The following is a 26,461-nucleotide window of genomic DNA, read 5'->3' as shown; positions in this document are numbered from 1 at the left end:
AGTAGGGGGCAGCCAGAGTTAAAAGTGTGGTTGCCAGACTATTCAATGCCCCCTTTAGGGGGCTACCACAAGAGATAGACCCTTATAGGGTCTGATCAAACCACCCGTTCAACGGGTGGTTTTGATTTGTAGCGTTTTTAGTCTTCCATGGGACGGATTTCCGCGCCAAAAGGCATCAATGCCAGGGCGGCAAATTTGAAATGCTGCAAACCAAAGGGAATCCCGATGATGGTCAGGCAGCTGCCCACGCCCATGGCAATGGAGCTAATGCAAAGACCCAGCCCGCCCAGCAATATCCAGATGACATTCAAAAGGACAGAGCCGGAAGACATGTTTCCGAAATAGACTTTCTTACCAAAGGGCATCAGAATCAGCTTCGCAAACTTGAAACACTGCAAGCCCACGGGAATACCCACGACTGTAATACAACACAATACACCAGCCAACATCCAGCATAATGCGGAGAGCAGACCGCCAAATATGATCCACAGGATGTTTAGCAATACATTGATGATAGACATTTCATTCCTCCTTTTCATTACTTTTTCGATAATATGCTACAACTTTTTCATAATTTCTTTCTTCCAGAGCCTTCCGTCCTTCTTCCGACAGACGATACACGCCTTTTTCCACACGTTCAAACCAGTGATATACATTGCTGCGGAGTATGGACATATACTTTTCTTCCAGCCCCATTTCCCGCAGTTCTCCATATGTAACGGCTTCCCGATTTTCCAGAATACAGCACAGATGCAGTGCTTTTTCCCGATAAGCCGTCACGATTTTCCTGCGGTTCATGCCGCCGGTATTGGCAGAAACCTGTCTGTTTTCCAACTCTGCCTGCAATCGTTCCCGTTTCTTTCTGTTTTTCCACGCTAAGCTGTCCGAAGGGGTCAGCACCACATCCACGGTCTTGAGGGGACTGTCCAATGCCACAGTCAGCAGACCAATTTCCAGTCGTTTCAGCAGTTTCAGCATGTTTTTCCAGCTTTTCTCCCGCTGTCCCTTCTGGGGACGGGGAATGGCAACAAAGACCTGTTCTGTCAGGCTTTGGCGGTCTAATGCCTGATAGACCAGCTTCAGCTGAAAGGACTTTTTCAGTTCTACAATGATCAGTTCCCCATCTTTTTCCGCCGCAATGTCACAGTCTTTCACTTCTGCCTGCACCCGATAGCCTTCTTCCTCCAGAAAGCGGCAGACAGGCTCGTATAAATCTGTTTCCGCAAATGTCATGCCTGTTTTCCTTTCGCCATAAAGGCTTCAATTTCTTCTACGGTCTTAATCATGTCTTTTGTCATGATTTCGCAGCCGTCTTCTGTTACCAGTGCGTCATCCTCAATGCGGATGCCAATGCCCCATTCTTCAATATACAGCCCCGGTTCCACTGTCAGCACCATGCCCGGCTGGAGCACACGTTCTGTGTACCGTCCAATGTCATGGGTTTCCGCACCCAGATAATGGCTGACCCCATGGTAATAGTATTTTGCCACATCTGCCATGGTTTCCACCAGTCCGATTTCTTTCAAGGCTTCCAGATAGTGTTCTTTCAGGATTTCATTCAAACGGGAGAAAGGCTGACCGGGACGAATGGCATCAATGACCTTCTGCTGCCCTTCCAGCACAATGTTGTAAACCAGCTTCTGCCGTTCTGTGAATTTGCCGCTTACAGGAAAGGTACGGGAAATATCCCCATTGTACCAATCCACCTGTGCGCCGCAGTCCACCAGCAGCAGGTCGCCGTCTTTTGTCTGGCCGTTGTTTTTGGTGTAGTGGAGGATGGTGCCTCTTTCCCCAGCGGCAGCAATGGTCTGGAATGCTTTTTCCCTTGCGCCGTGCTGCATGAGGGTGAAATCAAAATGGACTTCGATTTCATATTCCATCATACCGGGGCGGGCATTTGCCATCATGGCTTCCACACCCATTCTGGTAATGTCCATAGCTTTCCGCATTTTTTCCAGTTCGTAAGGCTCTTTAATGAGGCGCAGGTCACCAAAAATGGGATACAAATCCCCCACCGCCATAGCAGGGTATTTTTCCCGTACTTCTTTTGCAAAACGCAGTGCAGGTGTCAGCACATCATCCCATTCCCGATGTTCCAAGTCCAGATAAATCTTTGTGATGTTGTTGCGGAACACCATCTGGGCAAAATCATCGGTGAACGCATCAATGGGGCGAATGTCTGTCATACCACTGATTTCTTCCGCTTCTTCTGTTGTCATGTTTGCCCCTACCCATTTGGCAAGGATACCGTTATCTCTGGGAATGAACAAGGTTTCCTGCAAACCGCCGCCGATTTTTGCCATCAGGAATACGCAGTTTTCCCGTTCCACACCTGTCACATAGTAAAAGTTACGGTCAGGAGAAAAGGGATAGTATTCATCCCCCCGTTTCAGGGGTGCCTTTCCTGCAAAAAGTACAGCAGCACTGCCTTCTTCCAGTCTGGCTGCCAGTTTTCTTCTGTTATCTATGAAAAACCGTTCTGTCATGTCATTTCCTCCTTAAATATCCTACCAAAAAACTTTGAATTTTTTATGATGAAATTCTTACAAATTCCTTTGTGCAAAAAAACGCACATTTCCTTGAAAATGTCATTTCTCTATATTAGAATTGTAGCAAGGAACGAAAAAAATGCAAGTCTGAACAAAAGAGAAGGAAAAGAGGGGTACGATTGAATAAAGAATGGAAATTTGCCTTTGAAAAAACCATCCCTGTTCTGGCAGGATACCTTTCCATCGGCATTGCCTTTGGTCTTTTGATGCAGAACATGGGATACAACGTCTTTTGGGCGCTGCTCATTTCCCTGATACTATACGCAGGCTCCATGCAGTTTGTACTGCTGCAATTCCTCACGGGCGGCACATCGCTCATTACCGTTGCCATCATGACTTTGCTGGTAAACAGCCGTCACCTGTTCTACGGGCTGTCTTTCATTGACACCTTCCGCAGCATGGGTAAGAAATATCTGTATATGGTACATTCCCTGACGGATGAAACTTATTCCCTGCTGTGCTCCTATGAACCACAGGAAGGTCTGGACACCAAAAAAGTCATGTTCCTTATGAGTATTTTCGACCACTGTTATTGGCTCATCGGAACTGCTCTTGGCTCCCTTGCCGGCAGCCTCATTACCTTTGACACCACAGGCATCGACTTTGCCATGACTGCTCTGTTTACCGTTATTTTCATCGAACAGTGGAAAGGTGCAAAAAGCCATATCCCCGCTTTGACAGGAATCATTGCCGGTATTGGCTGTTTACTGGTGTTCGGTCCCGACAACTTTATCCTGCCGACACTGCTCATCAGCGTTGCCGTTTTGATGGCACTGAAAAGCCGGATTCTGGCAAAAGAACAGGAGGAATGATTATGATTACATCTACACAAACGCTCGCCATCATCCTGACGGCTTCCATCTGTACCTTTCTGATTCGTGTGGCACCCTTTGCCATATTCGCAGGCAGAGAAATCCCTGCCCCTGTGCAATATCTGGGAAAAGTCCTTCCAGCTACAGTCATGGCGTTATTGGTGGTCTACTGCTTAAAAAGCACCACTTTTTCCGCACCTTCCGGCTTCCTGCCTCAGTTTATCGCCGTGGCAGTGGTGGCAGTGCTCCATCTTTGGAAAGGCAAAACATTGCTGAGCATCGTGGGCGGTACGGTCTGTTATATGATATTGGTGCAGGTGGTTTTCCCTGCGTAAAAGAAAATCACGAGATATCTTCATAAGAAAACAAAAAAGCCGAAATCCTTATCACACAAAGGATTCCGGCTTTCTTATTTTATCTGTTATGTTTTCCGAAAAGGAAATTGCTTTTGATTGCAACGGAATCAAAAAACAGTATAACCTTTTTCCCCAAAAAACGCTTTCAGTTCTTTTTCTTTGGCTTCTGTTCTGCCCTGCACCGCTTCGGGCTTGCCGCCGCCTTTGCTGCCAAAGGCTTCTTTCATTTCCGCCGCCATAGGACGCATATCTTCTGTGCGGCTCATAAGTACAAAGGCATACCCTGTGCCGGCAGGGGCAAAAACTGCCGCTGTGCCGCCGGTTTTATCCAGAATGGTATCTGCCAGATGCACCATATCCTTAGAATCAAAGTCTGTGGCAAATACACAGGCTTTGGGTGTTTCGCCCACTTTTTCCGCGATATTGTTGATTTTTTCCCATTTCATACGGCTGATAATCTGTTTCAGCTCATCCCGTTCTTTCAAAAGGGCTTCTGTTGCCTTTGCAATTTTTCCGGTGGGTACGGAAAGCAGTTCGGAAATGGCCGCGGCGTTTTCTGTTTTTTCGTCATAATCCGCCAATGCACGCATACCACAGACGATTTCCAGCCTGGTGCCGCCTTTATAATTCTGGGCAGAAAGAATCTTCACCATGCCGATTTCTCCGGCTTTCTGTACATGGGTGCCGCAGCATGCACAGCAGTCATATTCCCCAATGGCCATGATGCGCACTTTTCCTTCCAGTGCCTTTTTGCTGCGGTATTCCAGTTTTTCCAATTCTTCTTTGGAAGGATAGGTAACTTTGGAAGCCACATTCCGCCAGATAGCTTCGTTGGCAGTCCGTTCCAGCACAGGCAGGTCTTCTGCGGGAATTTTTGTGTTAAAGTCAATCAAAATGGCATCTTTGCCCATGTGGAACCCCACGTTGTCACAGCCATATTTGCCGCAAATAATACCGGAAAGGATATGTTCGCCGGAGTGGTTCTGCATCAGGTCAAAACGATGGTTCCAGTCAATATGACCTTCCACTTCTGCCCCCACTTCCAGTGGCTTGTCGGTGATATGAGAAATGATGCCGTCTTTTTCCCGAACGTCTGTTACCTTTGCGCCGCCCAGTGTGCCAATGTCCGCAGGCTGTCCGCCGCCTTCGGGGTAAAAGTAAGTACCTTCCAACACCACGGCAAAGTTTTTGCCCTTGGGCTCACAGGATACCACCTTGCCCACAAAATCCATGGTATAAGCATTGTCATAATATAATTTCACGGTTTCCATGTTTCTCCTCCTTACTCTCCCGTACAACGGGGATTTGTCATTTCAAAGCGTTCATCAATATTTTCTTCTCCCCACTGGCACATAAGCTCCAATATGGGAAAAAGGGATTTGCCCTTTTCCGTCAGGGAATATTCCACCCGGGGCGGTACCTCCGCATAAGCTTTCCGCAGGATCAGCCCGTCGGCTTCCAGCTCCCGGAGCTGATTTGTCAGGGTTTTCTGGGAAACGGTGCGGATGTTTGCCATCAATTCCCCAAAGCGCAGAGTGCCTTCCTCCGCCAATATGTAGAGAATCAAGGGCTTACACTTGCCGCCAATCATTTTGAGGGTGACTTCCATTTCACAGCCCACCTGAATTTTCTTTGTCATAGTTACCTTCCTTTCCCTAAGGGCAAAAAAAGTGCCTGATTGACAGGGATTTCTCTCTTTGTTACAGTTTCTATACAGTAATTTATACACTTAGGATACATTTGTCAAGTAAAGGAGATTTTCATATGAAAACAAGACGTTTCGGCAAAACAAATGCCATGATTTCCGAAATCGGACTGGGCACCTGGCAGTTAGGTACCAAATGGGGGGAACCTTTCTGCGCGAAAGAAGCCCAGAAAATTCTGGATGCAGCTTACGACAGCGGCATCACATTTCTGGATACGGCAGACATCTACAACGACGGCAACAGCGAACTTGCCATTTCCAAAATCCTGAAAGCTCATCCTGACCACTTCTTCGTGACAACCAAAATCGGCAGAGGGCTGAACCCTCACACAGCGGAAGGCTACAACAAAGACTCCGTTGTCCGCTTCACTGACGGCTGCCTGTCCCGTTTGGGCATGGAAAAACTGGATTTGGTGCTGCTCCACTGCCCGCCCACTTCTGTTTACCAGAAAGACGAAGTTTTTGACGCTCTGGAAAATCTGAAAAGTGCAGGCAAAATTGCCCATTACGGCGTCAGCATCGAAAAAGTATCTGAAGGCATTGCCGCCATGGAATACGACATTTCCGCTATGGAAGTGATTTTCAATATGTTCCGCCAGAAACCCATTGAGGAATTGTTCCCCGCTGCCCAGAAAAAAGATGTGGGCATCATCGCCCGTGTGCCTCTGGCAAGCGGTCTTTTGACAGGGAAATTCTCCAAAGACACCGTCTTTGGCAAAAACGACCACCGTTTCTACAACCGCAACGGAGAAGCCTTTGACAAAGGGGAAACTTTCTCCGGCGTGGATTATGAACTGGGTCTGACAGCCGTCACAGAACTGAAAGCTCTGCTGGGTACAGAAAACCTCATTCCTTACGCTCTGCGTTGGATTCTCATGCACGAGGCTGTCAGCGTGGTCATTCCCGGCGCAAGCAAAACCGCACAGGTGCTCCAGAATGTGAAAGCGGCGGAACTGCCCGACCTGACACCGGAACAGATGGCAGGGGTCAAAGCCATTTATGATAAATATATTCGCCCCACTGTACACCATTTGTGGTAAAAAACATTCCCTTTTTGGTGCTTCTTCATAAGAAAACAAAGAAAGCTGAAATCTTCGCTAGTACAAAAGATTTCAGCTTTCTTATTTTTATAGGATTTTATTCGGTATGTTTTCTTCTGAAGATAGCCGTCGCAGTTTCCTTTAAGAAATGGGACAAAAGTCAAACAGTGTTTTCTTAAGAGAAACTGCTGTAGGGAATGGCTTTTGTTTTACGATTTCCGCCTTTTCCGCCATACATGAATGAGAATCACAACAACCACCACAAAGATGATGAATGGTGCAAAGAAACGCAATGTCATTTGAAAATAAGGACTTTTCAGAGTGCTAATGAAATTCTGAAAGCCGTTTTCGTCAATGGTAATGCGGAGGTTTTCTTCCGGCAAAGTATCAGAAGTGTAGACATATTCCCGTTCTGCCACCTTCTCAAAAGGCAGGCTGCTTTCCACCAGCACAGGCATATCTTGATCCAGATAAAGCCGGATGGTCAGGTCAGAAAAATCCTTCCACATGGCGGCCGGTGCCAGATAATATTCCAGTTCTCCTCGTTTGGCATTGAAATCCAGTTCCGGATACCCGCCTAGATTGTAGTCATAAGAAACAATAACAGGAAAAGTTTCCTGTGGCTGGAAATCCATTTGGAAAGTAACGGTATCCACGGTGCGGTCAGGGTCTAAATTGGCAACTTCTTCTGTAGTCAAAACTGTGTATCGCCAGTCATCAGTAACAATTTTCGTACTGCCGTTCATGCCATATCGCTGAACAGACACATCCACCTGTTCGCCATTGACTGTCACTGTCACGCCTCTTTCTTCCATATTGGGCGAAAGGAACATGGAAGATATGGAAAGAGCTTCGTCCGTGGTGTTTTTCATTTCATAAGTAGCTGTAATATGGGCATCGGGTCCCTGCACCACAATTTCCAAATCTTCTGACAATACGGCAATTTCATCATTTTTCTCAAAAGTAATGGCAGAGCCCACATCTGCATCCTCCGGCGCAGCCATATTGGCAAAAGCCCTCTGGGGAACCATGCAGACAAATGCCAGCAATATAACAAAAACAAAACTTTTCTTTCTCATATCTTTTCCCCCTTTCCTGCTCTCCTATAGTTTCATGGTATCACAGAAAAGTACCCATAGGCAATATACCTTTTTGCACAGAAAAAGCACCTGCACAGCGGCTTCCTCTTAAGAAAACATTGGTTTTCTGTTTGATTGATTTCTTAAAGGGAATTGCAACGGCTGTCTTTAGAAGAAAACACACCAAATATCCTCTCCATAAAAATAAGAAAGCTGAAATTCTTTGTTTTGATAAGGATTTCAGCTTTCTTTGTTTTCTTATGAAAATGCCCCTAAGCGTATAGATGCTTTTTGCTATATCTGATTTTGTTATTCTGTTGTATCTGTTTTTTCTTCCTGCTTTGGCATGGATAATCTTCGCCGCCGTCTGAAATATAGCAGATATCCAAAGCTCAAAAGGAAGATGCCGCCGCAGACAGCCAACGCTGGTGCCGCATCCTGCCATGTAACACGGGACATGACTCCCATGGGGCCACCGTCGCGCTGCCCCTGTTCCCCACGCTGGGGCATATCTCCCATTTGTTCTGGATATTTCTGGGTTTGGTCGTTTGCTTCTGCTGTATCACTTTGAGCTGTGTCGGCAGTCTGTTCGGTTCCTTCCGTCATTTCCGGCGGCTGTCCTGCCATTTCTCCCGGAACTTTCTGGAATTGCTTCTCTGCTGTATCACCGGCAGCCTGTTCCGTTCCTTCCGTCATTTCCGGCGGCTGTCCTGCCATATCTCCCATTTGTTCTGGAACTCTTTGGGTTTGGTCGTCTGCCGTATCGCCAGCAGTCTGTTCGGTATCCTGCATGCCTCCAAAATCCTCACCGGGGCGTTTTCCACCACCGCCTGCTGCCGCCGCTACAAAGGAACTAGTATTGAATGTAGGTTCGCCCCCTGCCAGCTGGTTTTCAATGCTCTCTGCCATGGAAACGGCAAAATAAACCAGAGAATTGGGGTCTGTGGCATCGGCGGAAGATGCTTCCAGAAATTCGTCATAGGTAAAGAAGGCAGTAGCGTCTTTTTCCACATAAGGCGCGATCATTTCCGCTGTTTCGCTGACGATCTGGCTCATATAAGCCTCTGTGAAATAAGTTTCCGCGATTTCTGCCAGATAGCTTTCATACCGGGCAAGAAGGGCATCCTGAGAAAGCAATGTATCCACCAAAGGCTTTTCATTGCTGCCGCCCATGCCGCCGCCCATACCTTCTGGACGTTCCATACCTTTCGGCATATCCATTCCCATATTGTCAGGTCGTTCCATGCCTTCTGGCATCTGTGCTGTCTGTTCTTCCCCAGCATTTTCTCCTGCCGCTGTCTGGGCTTCTGCATTTTCCATGTCACCTCGTCTGCCGCCGCCCATACCCATGGACTGATTGGTCGGCTCGTAAATATCCACTTCGCCGCCGCCAAAACCGCCAAAGGAATAGTTATAATCCCAAGGCACAATGGTAAAGCGTCCATCCTGTTCATAGAGATAATAGTTGTGGGTGGTGTTGCCCAAATAGCTGTCATAGTTCGCCAATGCCACATTTGCCGCCAGATACCGCAGCACTTCGTCCACATCCAGCACATCTTCCAGACCTTCTCCTGACTCCAGCGCCTTCATCAAATCCAGAATGGCAGAGCCGTCAGAAGTTTCTTCATTTGTTTTCAGCACCAGACCGGGATATTCTGACATGTCATCTCCACGGTATACCAAATCCGCGCCAGTGCCGTCCGGTTTATACAAGTCTCCGGTGCTGTCCCCGAAGGTACGTTCCAGAAAGACTTCGTCAATGGGTTCCACTGCTAGATACAAGCCCCATTCTTCCCCGTTGATGGTGATATGGGTATAGCTGGTGGCAGGAACGGGAATGCCCATTTCACCCATGATGCGATAGGAAATATATTCCCGCATGTAGCTGGCATCCCCATAGTTGTTATTCAGATTCAGCTTTTTCAAGCCGTAGTAATTTTCACCGTCATTGAAATAATCAAAATCTATCTTAAAACTGTAGCGGTCAGAATCGGAGGACGCTACCGAAGTAAGGGTGTTATTGCCCTTTGTCCGCAGTGCCACATTGGACAGGGTTTCCCCGTTGATGGTCACATCCACGGCGTAATAAGTTTCTTCCAGTGGATTTTCCACCAGATCCGCCCAATCTTCCTCGCTGATTTCAATATTGATCTCATTGACGACACCTTCCGCAAAAAGATTATCCAGATAAGGATATTCCTTCGCTTCCGCGTCCTCTCGGGATACGATGCCAAAGACCAGAAAGGCAAAAACCACCAAAGCAAGTCCAGACAGCAAGAGAAATTTATATTCCCGCAGTCCTTTCATTGGCTTCGCCTCCTTTTACGCTGCGTAGTTGCCGTCATAACTTACCATGACCGCTGACTGCACCCCTGCCATGCGGCTGATTTCGTTGACAAAAGCACTTTCGCCGTTTTTGGGGCAGATTTCAAAAATCAGTTCAGTCCCCTGTCCGCCGGTGATGGTTTTAGACTTGAGGGTCATGCGTTTTACAACCTGCTGTACAAAGCTTGTCACTGCGCTTTCACCTTCCACGCTGTCCATACGGATGATAAGCAGGTAAGGGCTATCTGCCTGCTGACGGTTGGCAAATACCAGCAGGAAAATACCAATAATAGGGCATCCCAGAATTGCCAAAGGCAGCAAAGAAGCGCCACAAAGGATGCCTTCGCCGATTGCCCAGAACAAAAATACCAAATCCATGGGGTCTTTCACTGCCGTACGGAAACGCACGATAGACAGGGCACCTACCATACCCAAAGACAATACCACATTGCTGGTTACGCCTTGGATCACCAGACAGGTCACCAGCAGTATGGCAATGAGGGATACGTTGAAACTGCGGCTGTAAAGGACACCGCTGTATGTTTTCCGATATACAAAGTAAATAAATAAACCAATGAGGAATGCCGCTGCCAAAGAAAGCAGGGTATCCGTCAATGAAAAGCTGCTGAAGCTCTCCAAAAAGCTGCTCTTAAAAATGTCTTGAAATGTCATCTTCCGTTCTCTCCTATCTTGTTTTCATCGCTTGTATTTATGCTGCATATTTCTGTTTCATGTCTATTTTCTTTTTCTTACTGCCCATCAGCACATAATACGGCAGGCTGCATATTTGGAAAAAGCCTGTTCTTTTGTTTTCACCGTCAGTAAGGTACGGTTCACAATATCCGGCAAATAATCGTCATACTTCACTTCCATGACCACTCTGTCTGGAGAAATGGCTGGAATGGACGGCAGATTTTCTGAGAAAAATAACCGGGGCTGGTGGCAGCCGCGAATCCGTCTGTCAAATGTAACACGGACATTCCCCAGTGCGTAAGTCAGTGCCTCTCGGTCATAATCCACAATGACCGTAGGGCGATAAATCCCCATCTGCATCCGCAGGTACAATTCCCGCACCAGTGCCCGTTCATCTTCTGCCATCCACCCAATGTCACCATCCAAAATCCTCTGGGTTTCCTCTGCCGTCACACGGCACTGGGTCTTATTGCCTGCATTGTAACGCTTGCTCTTTTTTTCCAGACGGATAAAGCCGAAATTCCCATCATAACAGCGGATACGAAATTTTTCTCTTATGCCCACACCATCCAGTTTTTCCCGCAGGGATTTGTTGTAAAAATTATCGAAATACAGAGAACGCACCAGATATCCCGTCTTGCCTCCGTGGATATCCCGCTCCATAAATGCTGCCATACGAGCCGCCAGCATCCTGCTTTCCGCTGCTGCAACGGTGTACTTCAGTTCCGCACGCCATTGTTCTTTCATCGCTCTCACCTCACATTCTGTATGTTTTAAAATCAATACAGCGTTTAGTATACGGGAAGATACTTAAATGGGTACTTAGGGAAAAATTAGAAAATACTAAGAACTGTAAACAATATGTGAACAAAACATCCGTTTTTCTTGAAAATCTCCTTTGATTTCTAAAAAATATATTAGAAAATACAAAAAACGCGAAAGCTTCTGTTCTACAGAAGCTCCCGCGTTTTTTCTCAGGAACCTATATTCTTATACAAAATATTCAGGCAAAGATCTGCCTTCATACAATTCTTCCAGTTCTTCTTTGTGATAGATGTAGCCGGGGTCGTCGAAGTATTTCGCACCGGAAGGGCATTTCTTGATACATGCGCAGCATTTGATGCAAATGCCTGTGCAGGAGAAATCCACTTTATCAATGGAGCCCATGGGACAAACTTCCGCGCAAAGACCGCAGCCACAGCAAGCGTCGCTTGTTTTGGGTTTTACTTTACGGATATCGATGGCATTGCCATAACGATCTCTGGGTGTGAAGTAAGGACGGATAGGGTCTTCCCCTTTTACATAAGCAGGACCGTCGTATTCCCAGCCGCTGTTGATTTTTTCCACGATTTTTTCTGCAAATTCATGCATGACTTTGTAGTCTTCTTCGTCGGGTCTGCCTGCGGACAGTTTTCTGGAGAAAGAATGTTCGCTGACAAAAGCGCCGCCGGCAATGGTGCGGAAGCCGTCGTCTTCCAGGATGTTCCGCAGTTCGATGAGGGCATCGTCGAAGTTACGGTTGCCGAAGGATACCATAGGCACTGCATAGGCTTTGCCGCCCACAACAGTTTTCAGATAAGGCAGCAATACGTTAGGTACACGACCTGCAATAACAGGAGTGCCGAAGAACACCAGATCTGTTTCGGTGAAAGCGATTTCTTTTTTCCGTACGTCAGGCAGTGTAAAATCATATATTTCCACAGGAACGCCAAGGCTTTCTGCCACATGAGCGGATACAGTTCTCACTGCTTTTTCGGTACCGCCGGTGGGGCTGAAATACATGGCCCATACTTTTTTGATTTCCATTGTAAACAAGACTCCTTTCTCTCTCCCTGATAAATGTTTTTCTTTTATGATACTCTATCCATCTCCCTTTTTCAAGCCGCAGACAAAAAAACAACATTGTCTGACCATCTTTCTTTTTCACGCAAAAAACCGGAAATATCCGACCATCATCGAACATTTCCGGTTTTTATCAGTCTTGGAATGTTTCCATATTCTCCCACGCTTCGGGAATTTTTTCCACTTCCTGTGCCGCGATCATTTCTGACAGACGGCTTTCCACATAAGCGGACTGTACCTGCTGGCGGTAAGCGTCCTCTGCCAGCTGTTTCACCTGCTCATCTGTAGGCGGGGTGATGGATTCCACTTTCAGTATGAAATAACTGCCCCGCACCTCAATGGGGTCTGTAATCTCACCTAATGTGAGATTTTCCGATAACCCAAAGGTATTGTTCAGATAATTCTGATACAGTGTCATCTGTCCATTGCCGCCGTTTTCCTTGGCGGAAGTATCTGTGTCATAGGTTTCAAACAATGTGGCAAAATCCTCTCCGGCTTTTGCCTTTTCGCTGACTTCTTTTGCCGTTGCCTCATTATTCACCATGATGGTATCAATGGTAATCTGGGTATATTCCTCCCGCAAAGCGTCGGCGTTTTCCTGATAATACTGTTCCATTTCATCGGCATTGACTTCGCATTCCTTTGCCAATGTGTCATAGACCACAGAATACAGATAAGATTCCTCCATGAGGGTTTCCATCTGTTCTTGATCCACGCCCATTTTTGCCAGTTCTTCCTCTGTCAGCTGGCTGAGGAATTCCTCTGCCATGGTATGGGCTTCTGTTTTCTGGTCTTCTGTCAGAGAAATGTTGTTTTCCTCCGCATACTGTTCTGCGGCAACCACACTCTGTATGGTGCTGAATGCCCGCTCCTGCACCAGCTCCGCTCCGGTCATGCCGTCAAAATCCATGTCCCAGACATCACTGCCTGCGGCGGAAACAAAGCTTTGGGTGCTGGTATAAAGATATACCATATATTCGGACTTCATGACTTCTCTGCCATCTATGCGCGCTATGACTTCATCGGAAAAAGAACTGCCGCAGCCTGTAAGCCACAAAAGCCCAGTCAGCAGCAGGCATAATGCCCCTTTCGCTTTCTTTTTCATAAAAAATCACACTCTCTTTTTTCGGTTTCATGTCTTTTCATCTTCTTTTTCTGTCCAAAAAGAAGGTTAGCTTTTATTATACACATTTTTTTCCGAAAAAACTATGCTTTGAGCCCTTGTAATAAACTTTTAATATAGAGCACGCCTTTGTTTTCCTCGCCTTTTTTCAGTCTGACAGTCACATAAGGCATGGCGCCGGCAGTAAAGAGATACCGTCCACGGCTTTCCGCAATGCACTTTGTGAGCTTTTCCGGGTCCAAAGGCGCATCGGGACGGAATTCCACCAGAATGTTGCTGCCCTTCTGGTTGATGGCTGTGATGCCCAACCGATGGGCTTCCGCTTTCAGCAGCACCATTTCCAGCAAATTCTGGACGCTCTTTGGCAGGTCACCATAACGGTCTTCCAGTTCTTCCTGCATGTCGTAATATTCTTCCATGGTCTGGACAGCGGCGATTTTCTTATACAAATCCATGCGCTGTTCCTGATTTTTGATATAGAAATCAGGCAGATAAGCATTGATATTCAAATCCACTGTGGTTTCAAATGTTTCTGCCACAGGTTCTCCTTTCAGGTTCTGGACTTCTTCTTCCAGCAGACGGCAGTACATGTCATAACCAACAGATTCCATATGCCCATGCTGTTCCGCACCCAAAAGGTTTCCGGCACCACGGATTTCCAGGTCACGCATGGCAACTTTGAAACCAGAGCCAAACTCCGTAAATTCCCGAATAGTCTGAAGTCGTTTTTCCGCCGCTTCTTTCAGCATCTTATCCCGTTTGTACATGAGATAAGCATAAGCGGTGCGGTTGCTTCTGCCTACACGCCCACGAAGCTGATAGAGCTGGGACAATCCCATACGGTCCGCATCCTGAATGATGATGGTATTCACATTAGAAATATCCATGCCCGTTTCAATGATGGTGGTACATACCAGCACGTCGATTTCGCCGCTGATAAAGTCCTGCATAATGTTTTCCAGTTCTCTTTCCGACATCTGCCCATGGGCAAAGGCAACATTGGCTTCCGGCGCCAGATTCTGCACCCGGAAGGCTTCTTCCCCAATGGTTTCTACACGATTATAGAGATAAAATACCTGACCGCCACGGCTCAATTCCCGGTGGATGGCTTCTCGGATAAATTCCGGGTTATTTTCCATGACATAAGTCTGGATGGGACGGCGTTCCTGCGGGGGTTCCTCCAGAATACTCATATCACGAATGCCTGCCAAAGACATATGCAATGTTCTAGGGATAGGCGTTGCTGTCAATGTGAGGACGTCCACATTTTCCCGCAGACGTTTCAGTTTTTCCTTATGTGCCACCCCAAAACGCTGTTCCTCGTCCACAATGACCAGACCCAAATCCTTGAATTTCACATCTTTAGACAGGATACGATGAGTACCGATGACAATATCGGAAAAGCCTTTTTCCAATCCGTTCAGACTTTCCTTCTGCTGTTTTGGCGTGCGGAAACGGGACAGCAGTTCGATTTTCACAGGATAGCCGGACATACGCTGGACAAAGGTATTGTAATGCTGCTGTGCCAGAATGGTGGTAGGCACCAGATATGCCACCTGTTTTCCATCCTGCACGGCTTTGAATGCGGCACGGATGGCAACTTCCGTTTTGCCATAGCCAACGTCGCCGCAGACCAGTCTATCCATGACTTTGCCGCTTTCCATATCTTTTTTCACATCTTCGATGGCGTTCAGCTGGTCATCTGTTTCATCAAAGGGGAAGGCTTCTTCAAATTCCCTCTGCCACAGAGTATCTGCCCCATACACATGACCCTTTGCCGCCGCACGTTTGGCATAGAGGGCAACCAAGTCCTCCGCCAGTATCTTCACGGCAGTTCTGGCTTTTGCCTTTGCTTTCAGCCAATCCTGTCCCCCCAGTTTGTTCAGTCTGGGTGCGGCACCGCCGGAACCAATATATTTCTGAATCATATCCATCTGGCTGACGGGCACAAAGAGATTGCCCCCATCTCGATAGGAAATTTTCATATAATCCTTCTGGACACCTTCCACGGAGATTTTCTCCAATCCCCGGAACACGCCGATGCCGTGGTTATCATGAACCACATAGTCCCCGATGTGCAGGTCAGAAAAACTCTGGATGGCAACGCCGTTTTTCTTCTTTTTCTTCTTCCGTTTTTCGCCGCTCTTGCCGAAAATCTCGCTGTCGGAAAAGACAGCCAGACGGATATAGTCATACTGGAAGCCTTTGGACAGAGAACCTTTGGACACCCAAACACTGCCGGGCACCATTTCTTTTTCCAAGTCGTCCACATAGACCGCAGGCACATCCATTTCCGTCAATTCCGTCGCCATCCTCTGGGCACGGGTACCTGTCCCCGTCAGCACCAAAATCCGGTAATTCTGTTTTTTCAGATACTGCAATTCCTCACAGAACAGGTCTGCCCGTTTCTGGAAAGAAGGAATGGAACGCACCGCAAAATCCGCCTGTGCTTTGGGCTGGAAGTGAGGTGTCCGCTGGGAAATCCCTGCCAAAAGAATACGGTCGAAGTCCTCTGCCTGCCGGAGAATATCCAGATAATCGAAAAGGAGTTTGCTCTGGGCAGGAAGCAAAAAGCCCTGTGCGATTCTGCCTTTCATACTTTCCTCATATTCCTGCCGCAGAGTATCCATGTGTTCTGCCAATCGCTGAGGTTCATCAAAACAAAGGATGGTGTCCTCTGGTAAGTAGGACAGCAAACTTACGGTATCATCATAAAAATAGTTGATGAAACTGCCCACAGAAGCAAAGCTCAGTTCTGAACGAAGCAAGTCAATATTTTCCCCGATATGCTCCTTCATCCGTTCCACGCCGTCCTCCACGGTGCTTTTTTCCATTTTCTTCAGGGCTTTTTTGTAATCGGCTTCCATTTTGTCTGCCGCTGCTTTTGCTGTTTCTTCGTCATAGACCAGTTCCCGCATGGGGAAAATGGTCACAGTGTTGAGTTTATCCACGGAACGCTGGCTCTGGGCATCCATGGTACGGATGCTGTCGATTTCGTCATCCCAGAATTCAATACGCACCGCATCCTCTGCTGTCAGGGGGTATACGTCCAAAATCCCCCCGCGGACAGCAAACTGCCCTGGGCTTTCCACCAGTTCTGCCCGTTCATAACCCATAAACACCAGCTGTTTTGTTAAGTCAGTCAGTTCCCGCACTTCCCCCACATGCAATGTCAGGAGAAAAGATGCGAACACGTCTTTTTTAGGGTATCTGTCCAGAAGTGCTTCCACAGATGCCACAATGAGGGGGCATTTCCCCTCCAGCAGTTTTTCCACCACCAGAAAACGCTGGCGGTTCATTTCCATACTATGAACGTCTGCGCTGTAAAAGAGGATATCTTTTGCGGGATAATACATGCCTGTCTTTGTGAAGAACTGCATATCCTCCAGAATCTCTTTTGCCCGGACTTCACTATGGGTCAGAATCACCATGGGGCGCTGCAAATGTTCCTGTACCCCATAGAGCAAGTGATTTTTTTCCACGTCAATGACCCCTGTGGCAAACACAGGGGTATGTCCTCTCCGGATTTCATCCAGTAATGATTGATAGCTTTCCAGCTCCAACAGGGGCTCTGTCAGGCTTTTCATGCTTCCACCTCTTTTTTGGTTTCCTCAGGCTTTTCCTGAGGTTCTTTTTTGGGCTTAGGCGCTTTAGGACGCTGGTTCATGCGGTTCATGGCATCTGCCATACCACGGGAAAGAATCAGTTCCACCGCCTGTACCGCTTTATCCATGCCGCTTTCCATAAGGGGCATCGCGTCTTTGTCGAATTTTGCCAGCACATAATCCGCCAAATCCCAGCCGTTGGGTTTTTCGCCGATACCCACTTTGATGCGGTAAAACACGTCTGTACCCATCTGCTGAATGATGTTGCGGATGCCGTTATGTCCGCCGTGACTGCCTTTTTCTCTCAGGCGAATCTGCCCTGCGGGCATGGAAGTATCATCGTAGATCACCACAAAACGGTCCTGAGGGATTTTGTAGAAATTGACGATTTCACGGATACTTTCCCCACTGAGGTTCATAAATGTCTGGGGTTTCACCAGCAGTACCCGCTTCCCGTTGATGGTGCCATCCCCAATAAGCGCCTTCTGTTTAAACTTGGTCACATCAATATGATATTTCTCCGCCAGTCGGTCAATGACACAAAAACCAACGTTATGCTTTGTTTCTGCGTATTCCCGTCCGGGATTGCCCAGACCCGCGATGACGAAAAATTCCTGTCCCTTTTCCTGATTTTTAAAACGGTCAAAAAGTCCCATAGTTCCTCTCCTCTTATTTCTTTTCCACACGACACAAAGCCCTAATTTCAACGCATGTGGGGGTGAGATTAGAGCTGTTCTTACTGATTTATAACTGCGGAAAGTATACCACACTTTTGGCTTGCCGTCAAAAGGCTAAGGAGAAAAAATGCCGCTCTTTTCCACAAAAAACCGCAAAAAAACGGGTAAGACCCATTTGGATCTTACCCGTCTGTCTTCCTTTTGACACGAAGGAAGTATTTTAGTCGGAATTATTTTACTTCGTTTACCAGTTCTTCGCCAGCCAGGAAAGCTTTTGCGTTGTCCAGAGTAACTTTAGCCATCTGTTCCAGAGCTTCTTCTGTCAGGAATGCCTGGTGACCGGAAATCAGAACTTTTTCGTTAGCCAGCAGTCTTGCCAGTGTAGGATCGTGTTTTTCCAGGTTGCTTCTGTCTTCGAAGAAGTATTCATGTTCAACTTCGCAAACGTCCATACCTACGCCACGAACTTTGCCGGATTCTACTGCATCAGCCAGAGCTTCGGAGTCAACCAGACCGCCACGAGCTACGTTAATGAAGATTACGCCGTCTTTCATCTTAGCGAAAGCGTCTTTGTCAACCATATGTCTTGTAGCAGGCATCAGAGGGCAATGGATGGAAATAACATCGGAACGAGCGTACAGTTCATCCAGTGTTACATATTCCAGACCCAGGTTAGGGTTGGGGAATGCATCATAAGCGATGATGTTCATGCCGAAACCTTTCAGGATGTCGATCATGCACTGACCGATTTTACCTGTACCGATGATACCAGCTGTTTTGCCGTACAGAGCGATACCTGTCAGACCAGCGATATCGAAGTTGAATTTTGTTGTTCTCTGATAGGACAGGTGGCATTTTCTGTTGATAGCCATCAGCAGAGCTGCGCCCTGTTCTGCTACAGACTGAGGAGAGTAAGCGGGTACTCTCAGAACGGGCAGACCGCATTCTTTAGCAACTGCCAGATCAACGCTGTCGAAACCTGCGCAACGCAGCAGCAGAACTTTGATACCCAGATCTTTCAGTTCACGGATAACTTCTGCGGGAACTTCGTCGTTAACGAAAGAGCATGTAGCGTCATGACCAGCTGCCAGATGAGCTGTAGCGGGTGTCAGTCTTTCGTTGAAGAATGTGATTTCATAACCATATTTTTCAGCCATGGGACCGAAAGAATCTTTCCAGTAGGATTTTGTGTCAAAAAATGCGATTTTCATTTCTAAATTCCTCCTAAAATTTTGATGTAATAGTAGAAAATGGATAGCAAACAGGATGTATGAAACCCTTTGGATATCAATATTTGCCACACCTGTTTGTCTTGTTTTTAACAATATAATCTATTTTACTTATTTTGTCAACCGACTTTCCGAAAAATTGTAAGTTTTGCTAATAGCTTTTTCTTTGTGTATACAAAAAAACATATAGTTTCCATCAGACCCTTTTTCCGTTTTTTGGACATAATTCCCCGCTGATATTTTCGGCTCAAAAAGACCTGCTTTTTTGCGAAAAAACAGAACTTTTCCGTTGTTTTTCTACCACTTTTTTCCACGGTTGGTTTTTTGAAAAATCTTTCTTTTTCAACTTTTTTTACACAAAAAAACCACCTTTGCGGTCAAACCGCAAAGGTGGTTTTGTGGGTTCAATTTACAGATTTTGACAAAAAACTGTTTTTTAGTCGAACAGCTGAGAAATGGAAACGCCTTCGTGGATGCATTTGATAGCGTTTGCAAACAGATCGTCAACAGATACGGAAGTGATCTTGTCGATCTTCTTGTCAGCAGGCAGTTCGATGGTATCCAGAACCAGCAGTTCTGTGATAGCGGAATCCTGGATTCTATGGATAGCAGGACCGCTCAGTACAGCATGTGTACAGCAAGCGTCTACTTCTACAGCGCCTCTTTCTTTCAGCGCATTTGCTGCGTTTGTGATTGTACCTGCTGTGTCGATCATGTCGTCAACCAGGATAACTTTTTTGCCTTTGACATCACCGATGATGTTCATGATTTCGCTGACATTTGCTTTGGGTCTGCGTTTGTCGATGATAGCCAGAGGAATGTTCAGTCTTTCTGCGAATGTTCTTGTTCTTGTTACGCTGCCCAGGTCGGGAGAAACTGCAACAAAGTTTTTCAGATCATCGCCGTATTTATTGATGTAGAAATTTGTCAGCAGTGGGCTGCCTACCAGGTTATCTACAGGAATATCGAAGAAGCCCTGAATCTGTGCACAGTGCAGGTCCATTGTCAGCACACGGTTTGCGCCAGCGCTTGTCAGGATGTTTGCAACCAGTTTTGCACTGATGGGATCTCTTGCTCTTGCTTTTCTATCCTGTCTAGCGTAGCCGTAATAAGGCATAACAGCTGTGATTCTGCCTGCGGATGCACGTTTCATAGCATCGATCATGATCAGCAGTTCCATCAGGTTGTCGTTTACAGGATAAGAAGTGGACTGGATGATGAATACGTCAGCGCCACGGATGGTTTCGTTGATTTTAACGGAAATTTCGCCGTCGCTGAATTTTTCCACTTCTGCGTCGCCCAACTTCAGACCCAGCTTCTTAGCGATGGATTCTGCCAGATCACGGTTGGAATTACAGGCAAATACTTTGATATTACTGCCGGTTGAATAAATCATGTTTGGTATCCCCCTACTTTTACTCTTGAACGTTATTCTCGCCTTTGCAATAGCATACGTCGCTATATTATAATGTTACACCTATCTTCTGCCAATTTCAACACAAATCGACAGATTTTATGATTTCTTTTGCACCCGTTTTGCCTTCCATCCCTTGATGATGGTCTGTCTTGCTCTGGCAACTGCCAGAACGTCTTCAGGCACATCTCTGGTGATGGTGGAGCCTGCAGCAATGTAAGAATCTTTTTCGATGGTAACAGGTGCCACCAGGTTTACATTGCAGCCAACGAATACATGGTCGTGGATGGTGGTTCTATGTTTCTTTTCCCCATCGTAGTTAACCATGATGCTGCCGCAGCCGAAGTTAATCTTTTCGCCTGCGTCTGTATCGCCCACATAGGACAGGTGTGGAATCTTGGTGCCATTGCCGATATTGGAATTTTTCACTTCTACGAAGTCGCCCACTTTTACATTGTTGCCAATGTGGCAGTTGGGACGGATATATGCAAAAGGTCCAACGGTTGTGCCGCTGCCGATGGAAGATTCCAGACCTGTGGAAGTCTGGAATTTCACGCCGTCTGCCAGCTGCATGTCTGTCAGACGGGAATTGGGACCGATTTCACAGTCTTCACCAATGATGGTTTTGCCTTCGATGACACAGCCGGGCAGAATCACAGTATCTCTGCCAATCTGTACATCACTGCCGATATATGTCTGTTCAGGATCAACGATGGTAACACCGTTTTCCATATGTTTGCGGTTGATGCGGCGTTTCAGGATAGCAGCCGCTTCTGCCAGCTGCACACGGGAGTTTACGCCGAAAAATTCGCTTTCGTCTGCTGCTGTGTATGCGCCAACGTTTTTGCCGTCGCCCAGCAGGATTTCCAGACAGTCGGGCAGATAATATTCTCCCTGGGCGTTGTTGTTATTCAGTCTGCCCAAAGCGTTTTTCAGGTCTGCCCCGCGGAATACATAAATGCCTGTATTGATTTCTTTCACAGCACGTTCTGCTTCAGAAGCGTCTTTATGTTCTACGCTCTTTACAAAATTGCCTGCTTCATCACGGATGATACGGCCATAACCTGTAGGATCATCTACCATAGCAGATACAACAGTTACGGCATTGCCCTTTGCACGATGCTCCTCAATAACACCTTTCAGTGTTTCCCCTGTGATCAGCGGTGTATCCCCATACAGAATCAGCATATCCTTATCGTCTTCGATGAAATCGCCAGCCATTTTCACCGCATGGCCAGTGCCTTTGCGTTCTGTCTGAAGGGCAAAAGACACATCTTCTCTCTGGATGGCTGCCTGCACCTGTTCTGCCAGATGGCCAACCACAACGCATACGGCTTCCGCGCCGCTGTCTTTTGCTGTGTCAATGACATACTCCACCATGGATTTGTTCATGATTTCATGGAGTACTTTTGGTTTCTTGGATTTCATACGGGTACCTTCGCCCGCTGCCAAAATGATTGCTTTCAGATTTTCCATAATCTTCTCCTCTCGCAACATGTCCCATTTTCGCATCTTCTATAAATTCCCATTGAAAAAGGGGGTAATCCCCCTTTTTATTACTATGTATCATTTTCTCATTTTTCGCCACAAAAAGCAATATACCTTTTTCACAAAAAACGTATACAAAATACATTTGTATCTCTGTGAAGGGGCACTTTGTGGTTTTTCCGAAAAAAACGGCAGCCGCCCCCAGCCTGTGCCGGAATTTTATCCGCGCACTTCTGAAAGCGACCGCCTTTTTTTATTTTATGTCAGGATTACAGTTTCGTTCCTTTTTTCAGAATGATGGGTTCTTCAGAAGATTTACCGATGACTTGCTGACCTTCGGAAATAGAAACTTCTTTATCCAAGATGGCATTTTCTACGACACAGTTTTTGCCGATGCGAACGCCTTCCATCAAAATGGAATTGCGTACCACTGCGCCTTCGTCGATATAAACCTTACGGAATACCACGCAGTGTTCCACAGTGCCATTGAAAATAGCGCCGCTGCCGACGATACTGTCTGTTACGTCTGCCCCTGCGTTATATTTTGCAGGAGGTTCATCCTTGGGTTTTGTTTCAATATAAGGATACTGATTTACGAAAACATCACGCACTTCTTTTTTCAGGAAGTCCATGTTGGTTTCGAAGTAACCATGGATGCCTGTACCGATGCTGCTCCAGTAGCCTTTGAATTCATAACCAAAGATGTTCAGTTTCTTGCTGTAAGGAATGATGATATCTTTTACCAGACCGTAGCCGCCCTGAGGCACGACTTCCTGCAGCAGATCAATCAGCAGTTTTCTGGAGATCACATAAATACCCAGAGATGCGGATGTGGTCTGTGCCTGTTCAGGTTTTTCTTCAAAGCCCAGCAGACGTTTGTTTTCATCCATCTGCATGATACCGAAATGGGTCAGGTCTTTGCCTTCCATGTTCTGATAAACCACAGTGATGTCTGCACCTTTATCGATATGATACTGCAGAACATCACGATAATCCATTTTGTATACAGAATCGCTGGAAGCGATGATGACATATTCTTCGTTGCTGCGGTGCAGATATGTCATATTCTGATAAATGGAGTCCGCTGTGCCGCGGAACCAGTCATTGCCTGTGCTGCTGGTATAGGGTGTGAATACGAACAAGCCCCCCTGTTTTCTGCCGAAATCCCACCATTTGGAAGATGTCAGGTGGTCACGGAGAGAACGGGAGTTGTACTGTGTCAGTACAGCTACTTTCCCGATACCGCTGTTAGACATGTTGCTCAGTGTAAAGTCGATGGCACGATAGCAGCTGCCGATGGGCAGAGCCGCAGAAGCACGCTGTTCTGTCAGCACACCCAGACGGCCGTCGTTGTTACCGCCTGCCAGAATAATCCCAATTGCTTTCATTTAAATCCCCTCCCGAATCACAGATTTGCCGCTTTCCAGGGTACCGCCAGAATAATCCTCCGCTACGGTATTGCCGTAAAGCACGCAGTTTTTCCCAATGACAACACCTTCCGGCACGCTGGTATTTGCGCCCAGAACGGTAATACCTGTGTTGTAGATATTGGGTTTTGTTTCGTTGGGGATGTTTTCGCCCACACCCATATGTACGTTCTTTGCAACCTTGCAGTTTTCGTCAATGATGCAGCGGTCGATGACACAGCCTTCTTCAATGACTGTGCCGCCCATGATGATGGAATCTTTAACCACAGCGCCGGCTTTGACAACTACTTCAGGTCCCAGAACGGAATGGTTTACTTCACCATAAATTTCACTGCCGTCAGAAACCAGAGATTCTTTTACCTTCGCGCCAGGTGCCGTATACTGCGGCGGCTGATGGTCACTGTTGGTATAGATCTTCCAGAAATCTTCATACAGGTTAAATTCAGGCAGAGCTTTGATCAATTCCATATTGGATTCCCAATAGGATTCGATGGTACCTACATCCTTCCAGTATCCACGGAAGCGATAAGCGTAGAGGGTCTGACCTTCTTCCAGCATTTTAGGAATGATGTGTTTCCCGAAATCGCTGTCGGCATGGATGGCATTGTCCTCAATGAGTGCTTCACGCAGTCTGCTCCATGTGAAGATATAAATCCCCATGGAAGCCAGATTGCTCTTTGGATTTTTGGGTTTTTCTTCGAATTCATAGATCTTGTCGTCGTCTTCTGTGTTCATGATACCGAAGCGGCTTGCTTCTTCCATGGGCACTTCCAGAACGGCAATGGTTGCTGCCGCGCCTTTTTCCTTATGGAAGCGCAGCATCTGGGAATAGTCCATTTTATAAATGTGGTCCCCAGAAAGGATGAGTACGTATTCCGGATTGTTGCTGTCGATGAAATCGATATTCTGATAGATAGCATTGGCAGTCCCCATGAACCATTCCCCGGAATCTCCGCCTTTGACATGAGGCGCCAGAATGGTTACACCGCCGTTTTTCTTGTCCAGATCCCAGGGAATACCGATGCCGATGTGCTGATTCAGACGCAGCGGCTGATACTGGGTCAAAACGCCCACGGTATCCACGCCGGAATTGATACAGTTACTGAGTGGAAAGTCGATGATACGGAATCTGCCGCCGTAAGTAACAGCAGGTTTCGCAACTTTCCGTGTGAGAATCCCCAGGCGGCTGCCTTGTCCGCCCGCTAAAAGCATTGCGATCATCTCTTTTTTACGCATATTACCAACCCCTTGCTTATTATGTACATCCTTGTACACATGTATATACAAGGATACAAGCCCATTATAACATAGTATCTGTCCAAAAGAAACACACACAATATATGAATTTTCATGATTTTTCGCTAAAAAAAAATGAACATTTATGCTATTGCAATTTCAAAAGGTTGTAAAATTTATAATATTTACAAAAAAAACTGTATAAAATATAGAAAAGCAAACCAAAAGAATTGCCATTCCTTCGCTGGTATACTATAATGGAATCCAATATAAATTCGAAATTCTGTGTAATTTGACAAATCCATAAAATTCGATAGAGGCGGTTGATTATGACACAAACAAAAGAACATATTTATTTTATCGGCATCGGCGGCATCAGCATGTCCGGTCTGGCGGAAATTCTTGCCAGCCGCGGCCATCAGGTATCTGGCACCGATGTAAAGGAAACAGCTGTCACCAAACATCTGCAGAGCCTGGGCATCCACATCAATTTCGGACATCGCGCGGAAAACATCACCGATGACATCACACTGGTGGTATACACCGCAGCCATCCATGATGACAATCCGGAACTTCGGGCAGCTCACGAAAAAGGCATCCGAATCATGGATCGCGCCCATCTGCTGGGGCAGATCATGGACGAATATCATGATTCCGTAGCCGTATCCGGTACCCACGGCAAGACTACAACCACATCCATGGTTTCCGAGATCCTGCTGGCAGCCGAAAAAGACCCTACCATCACCGTAGGCGGCATCCTGCCCACCATCGGCAGCAATCTGCGCATCGGCAATTCCCCTTATTTTGTAGCGGAAGCCTGCGAATACTTTGACAGCTTTTTGCAGTTCAATCCTTTCATTGCCATTATCCTGAACGTAGAAAGCGACCATTTGGATTATTTCAAAACACTGGAAAACATCCGCCGTTCTTTCCACGCCTTCGCCCAGCGAGTACCTGACAAGGGTCTGCTGGTGATTTCCGAAAAGATCGACCATGTGGAAGAACTGACAGACGGCTTGACCTGTCATGTGGAAACATTCGGTCTCAGCGAAAAAGCTAACTGGCGGGCGGAAAACATCGTTCATGAAGCTGACGGCAGAAACAGCTTTGACGTATACCACAACGGCGCATTTTTCACCACCATACATCTGCATATTCCCGGGGAACACAACATCACCAACGCACTGGCTGCCATTGCGGCATCTGCTTTCCTTGGGGCAGCGCCTGAGGACTGCGTGAAAGGTCTGCACCACTACACCGGTACAGAACGCCGTTTCCAGCTGAAAGGGAAAAAGGACGGCATCACTGTCATCGACGACTATGCCCACCATCCCACAGAAATCAAAGCAGCCCTTGCGGCAGCACAGAATGTGCAGCACAACACCACATGGTGTGTGTTCCAGCCTCATACTTTCTCCCGTACCCGTTTCCTCTTTGATGAATTTGGGGAAGCTTTCGGCGACGCGGATGAAATCATCATTGCGGACATTTTCGCTGCCAGAGAAACAGACGACGGCACTGTCAGTGCAGCACAGCTGGCAGAACGCATTGCCCAGACTGGCAAATCCGCCCGTTATGTAGGTGATTTCGCAGCCATTGAAGCATATCTGCACGAACACTGCAAGAGCGGTGACCTGCTCATGACTGTAGGCGCAGGGGATGTATACAAAATCGGGGAAAACTTCCTGAAATAAGTTTGAAATCATAAGAAAATAAAGAAAGCTGAAATCTTTGTCATGAACTGCACCCCATTTGTTAGACAGTATGATATACTGAATAACAAGTGGGGTGATTTTTATGCCAAAAGGAGTACCAAATAAACGATATACACCAGAATTCAAGCAACTGGTGGTAGAAACGA

Annotated in this window: 22 protein-coding genes; 4 read left to right on the top strand and 18 right to left on the bottom strand. The window is 46.8% G+C overall.

The genetic code is table 11. The features are described 5' to 3' along the window. Positions 1 to 137 precede the first annotated feature (137 nt). The 3 genes from INF29_RS09470 to INF29_RS09460 are packed head-to-tail and all read right to left on the bottom strand — an operon-like array spanning position 138 to position 2,486. Positions 138 to 512, bottom strand: coding sequence for a YccF domain-containing protein (locus INF29_RS09470; protein WP_072851798.1), 375 nt, complete (start codon positions 510 to 512; stop codon positions 138 to 140). A 10-nt stretch (positions 513 to 522) separates the two neighbouring features. Further along, positions 523 to 1,233: a DUF2161 family putative PD-(D/E)XK-type phosphodiesterase gene (locus INF29_RS09465; protein WP_193486261.1), complete on the bottom strand. Its 711-nt coding sequence runs from the start codon at positions 1,231 to 1,233 to the stop codon at positions 523 to 525. Beyond that, a complete protein-coding gene (locus INF29_RS09460) occupies positions 1,230 to 2,486 on the bottom strand; it encodes an aminopeptidase P N-terminal domain-containing protein (RefSeq protein ID WP_193486258.1) in 1,257 nt (418 codons plus the stop codon). Before INF29_RS09460 ends, INF29_RS09465 begins: the two co-directional genes overlap by 4 nt. Before the next feature lie 182 nt (positions 2,487 to 2,668). Here INF29_RS09460 and INF29_RS09455 point away from each other — a divergent pair, with 182 nt between their 5' ends. After that, positions 2,669 to 3,361 carry an AzlC family ABC transporter permease gene (locus INF29_RS09455; RefSeq protein WP_072851777.1) on the top strand — a complete coding sequence of 231 codons (693 nt, stop codon included), beginning with the start codon at positions 2,669 to 2,671 and terminating at the stop codon, positions 3,359 to 3,361. Positions 3,362 to 3,363: 2 nt separating this feature from the next. Continuing rightward, positions 3,364 to 3,696: a branched-chain amino acid transporter permease gene (locus INF29_RS09450; protein ID WP_072851775.1), complete on the top strand. Its 333-nt coding sequence runs from the start codon at positions 3,364 to 3,366 to the stop codon at positions 3,694 to 3,696. Between the two features lie 128 nt (positions 3,697 to 3,824). Here INF29_RS09450 and INF29_RS09445 read toward each other — a convergent pair whose 3' ends face one another. Both INF29_RS09445 and INF29_RS09440 read right to left on the bottom strand, forming a co-directional pair. Continuing rightward, positions 3,825 to 4,988, bottom strand: a complete 1,164-nt coding sequence (locus INF29_RS09445; RefSeq protein WP_193486254.1) for an alanyl-tRNA editing protein — start codon at positions 4,986 to 4,988, stop codon at positions 3,825 to 3,827. Between the two features lie 11 nt (positions 4,989 to 4,999). Further along, positions 5,000 to 5,356, bottom strand: a complete 357-nt coding sequence (locus tag INF29_RS09440) for a winged helix-turn-helix transcriptional regulator (protein ID WP_191343577.1) — start codon at positions 5,354 to 5,356, stop codon at positions 5,000 to 5,002. A gap of 125 nt (positions 5,357 to 5,481) precedes the next feature. Here INF29_RS09440 and INF29_RS09435 point away from each other — a divergent pair, with 125 nt between their 5' ends. Further along, positions 5,482 to 6,462, top strand: coding sequence for an aldo/keto reductase (locus INF29_RS09435; protein WP_193486251.1), 981 nt, complete (start codon positions 5,482 to 5,484; stop codon positions 6,460 to 6,462). A 209-nt stretch (positions 6,463 to 6,671) separates the two neighbouring features. Here INF29_RS09435 and INF29_RS09430 read toward each other — a convergent pair whose 3' ends face one another. From INF29_RS09430 to INF29_RS09370, 13 genes are all read right to left on the bottom strand, one after another. Next, on the bottom strand, positions 6,672 to 7,541 hold the full coding sequence (locus INF29_RS09430; RefSeq protein ID WP_193486248.1) for a hypothetical protein: 870 nt from the start codon (positions 7,539 to 7,541) through the stop codon (positions 6,672 to 6,674). Between the two features lie 309 nt (positions 7,542 to 7,850). Then, positions 7,851 to 9,848: a CotH kinase family protein gene (locus tag INF29_RS09425; protein WP_193486245.1), complete on the bottom strand. Its 1,998-nt coding sequence runs from the start codon at positions 9,846 to 9,848 to the stop codon at positions 7,851 to 7,853. A gap of 15 nt (positions 9,849 to 9,863) precedes the next feature. Then, a complete protein-coding gene (locus INF29_RS09420; RefSeq protein WP_072851763.1) occupies positions 9,864 to 10,538 on the bottom strand; it encodes a DUF4956 domain-containing protein in 675 nt (224 codons plus the stop codon). Positions 10,539 to 10,625: 87 nt separating this feature from the next. Then, positions 10,626 to 11,306, bottom strand: coding sequence for a polyphosphate polymerase domain-containing protein (locus INF29_RS09415; RefSeq protein ID WP_193486234.1), 681 nt, complete (start codon positions 11,304 to 11,306; stop codon positions 10,626 to 10,628). 243 nt (positions 11,307 to 11,549) lie between these two features. Then, entirely contained in the window at positions 11,550 to 12,365 is an 816-nt protein-coding gene (locus INF29_RS09410) for an EFR1 family ferrodoxin (RefSeq protein ID WP_072851760.1), read from the bottom strand. 169 nt (positions 12,366 to 12,534) lie between these two features. Further along, positions 12,535 to 13,506: a peptidyl-prolyl cis-trans isomerase gene (locus INF29_RS09405; protein WP_193486215.1), complete on the bottom strand. Its 972-nt coding sequence runs from the start codon at positions 13,504 to 13,506 to the stop codon at positions 12,535 to 12,537. A 101-nt stretch (positions 13,507 to 13,607) separates the two neighbouring features. Further along, positions 13,608 to 17,111 carry a transcription-repair coupling factor gene (mfd, locus tag INF29_RS09400; protein ID WP_193486213.1) on the bottom strand — a complete coding sequence of 1,168 codons (3,504 nt, stop codon included), beginning with the start codon at positions 17,109 to 17,111 and terminating at the stop codon, positions 13,608 to 13,610. After that, a complete protein-coding gene (gene pth / locus INF29_RS09395) occupies positions 17,108 to 17,785 on the bottom strand; it encodes an aminoacyl-tRNA hydrolase (RefSeq protein WP_072851755.1) in 678 nt (225 codons plus the stop codon). The genes mfd and pth overlap by 4 nt, the downstream gene beginning before the upstream one ends. A 251-nt stretch (positions 17,786 to 18,036) precedes the next feature. Continuing rightward, positions 18,037 to 19,017, bottom strand: coding sequence for a 2-hydroxyacid dehydrogenase (locus INF29_RS09390; RefSeq protein WP_087988567.1), 981 nt, complete (start codon positions 19,015 to 19,017; stop codon positions 18,037 to 18,039). A 454-nt stretch (positions 19,018 to 19,471) separates the two neighbouring features. After that, positions 19,472 to 20,431 (bottom strand): ribose-phosphate diphosphokinase, encoded by a 960-nt coding sequence (locus tag INF29_RS09385; protein ID WP_087988565.1) that lies wholly within the window; start codon positions 20,429 to 20,431, stop codon positions 19,472 to 19,474. 117 nt (positions 20,432 to 20,548) lie between these two features. After that, on the bottom strand, positions 20,549 to 21,925 hold the full coding sequence (gene glmU / locus INF29_RS09380; RefSeq protein WP_087988564.1) for a bifunctional UDP-N-acetylglucosamine diphosphorylase/glucosamine-1-phosphate N-acetyltransferase GlmU: 1,377 nt from the start codon (positions 21,923 to 21,925) through the stop codon (positions 20,549 to 20,551). A gap of 281 nt (positions 21,926 to 22,206) precedes the next feature. After that, a complete protein-coding gene (glgD, locus tag INF29_RS09375; protein ID WP_072851748.1) occupies positions 22,207 to 23,325 on the bottom strand; it encodes a glucose-1-phosphate adenylyltransferase subunit GlgD in 1,119 nt (372 codons plus the stop codon). After that, positions 23,326 to 24,600: a glucose-1-phosphate adenylyltransferase gene (locus tag INF29_RS09370; RefSeq protein ID WP_193486210.1), complete on the bottom strand. Its 1,275-nt coding sequence runs from the start codon at positions 24,598 to 24,600 to the stop codon at positions 23,326 to 23,328. It abuts the gene before it with no gap. Between the two features lie 329 nt (positions 24,601 to 24,929). Between INF29_RS09370 and murC the strand changes: the two genes are divergently transcribed. Further along, entirely contained in the window at positions 24,930 to 26,294 is a 1,365-nt protein-coding gene (murC, locus tag INF29_RS09365) for a UDP-N-acetylmuramate--L-alanine ligase (protein ID WP_193486207.1), read from the top strand. The last annotated feature ends 167 nt before the right edge of the window (positions 26,295 to 26,461 follow it).

This window comes from Anaerotignum lactatifermentans (assembly GCF_014982935.1).
In the GTDB taxonomy this organism is placed as follows: domain Bacteria; phylum Bacillota; class Clostridia; order Lachnospirales; family Anaerotignaceae; genus Anaerotignum; species Anaerotignum lactatifermentans.
This window is presented reverse-complemented; position numbering and strand designations above follow the sequence as displayed.

Coding starts and splice junctions, on each gene's coding strand:
- INF29_RS09465 (WP_193486261.1), bottom strand. CDS start 1,233: ATGACATTTGCGGAAACAGATTTATACGAGCCTGTCTGCCGCTTTCTG.
- INF29_RS09460 (WP_193486258.1), bottom strand. CDS start 2,486: ATGACAGAACGGTTTTTCATAGATAACAGAAGAAAACTGGCAGCCAGA.
- INF29_RS09450 (WP_072851775.1), top strand. CDS start 3,364: ATGATTACATCTACACAAACGCTCGCCATCATCCTGACGGCTTCCATC.
- INF29_RS09445 (WP_193486254.1), bottom strand. CDS start 4,988: ATGGAAACCGTGAAATTATATTATGACAATGCTTATACCATGGATTTT.
- INF29_RS09440 (WP_191343577.1), bottom strand. CDS start 5,356: ATGACAAAGAAAATTCAGGTGGGCTGTGAAATGGAAGTCACCCTCAAA.
- INF29_RS09435 (WP_193486251.1), top strand. CDS start 5,482: ATGAAAACAAGACGTTTCGGCAAAACAAATGCCATGATTTCCGAAATC.
- INF29_RS09430 (WP_193486248.1), bottom strand. CDS start 7,541: ATGAGAAAGAAAAGTTTTGTTTTTGTTATATTGCTGGCATTTGTCTGC.
- INF29_RS09425 (WP_193486245.1), bottom strand. CDS start 9,848: ATGAAAGGACTGCGGGAATATAAATTTCTCTTGCTGTCTGGACTTGCT.
- INF29_RS09420 (WP_072851763.1), bottom strand. CDS start 10,538: ATGACATTTCAAGACATTTTTAAGAGCAGCTTTTTGGAGAGCTTCAGC.
- INF29_RS09415 (WP_193486234.1), bottom strand. CDS start 11,306: ATGAAAGAACAATGGCGTGCGGAACTGAAGTACACCGTTGCAGCAGCG.
- INF29_RS09410 (WP_072851760.1), bottom strand. CDS start 12,365: ATGGAAATCAAAAAAGTATGGGCCATGTATTTCAGCCCCACCGGCGGT.
- INF29_RS09405 (WP_193486215.1), bottom strand. CDS start 13,506: ATGAAAAAGAAAGCGAAAGGGGCATTATGCCTGCTGCTGACTGGGCTT.
- mfd (WP_193486213.1), bottom strand. CDS start 17,111: ATGAAAAGCCTGACAGAGCCCCTGTTGGAGCTGGAAAGCTATCAATCA.
- pth (WP_072851755.1), bottom strand. CDS start 17,785: ATGGGACTTTTTGACCGTTTTAAAAATCAGGAAAAGGGACAGGAATTT.
- INF29_RS09390 (WP_087988567.1), bottom strand. CDS start 19,017: ATGAAAATCGCATTTTTTGACACAAAATCCTACTGGAAAGATTCTTTC.
- INF29_RS09385 (WP_087988565.1), bottom strand. CDS start 20,431: ATGATTTATTCAACCGGCAGTAATATCAAAGTATTTGCCTGTAATTCC.
- glmU (WP_087988564.1), bottom strand. CDS start 21,925: ATGGAAAATCTGAAAGCAATCATTTTGGCAGCGGGCGAAGGTACCCGT.
- glgD (WP_072851748.1), bottom strand. CDS start 23,325: ATGAAAGCAATTGGGATTATTCTGGCAGGCGGTAACAACGACGGCCGT.
- INF29_RS09370 (WP_193486210.1), bottom strand. CDS start 24,600: ATGCGTAAAAAAGAGATGATCGCAATGCTTTTAGCGGGCGGACAAGGC.
- murC (WP_193486207.1), top strand. CDS start 24,930: ATGACACAAACAAAAGAACATATTTATTTTATCGGCATCGGCGGCATC.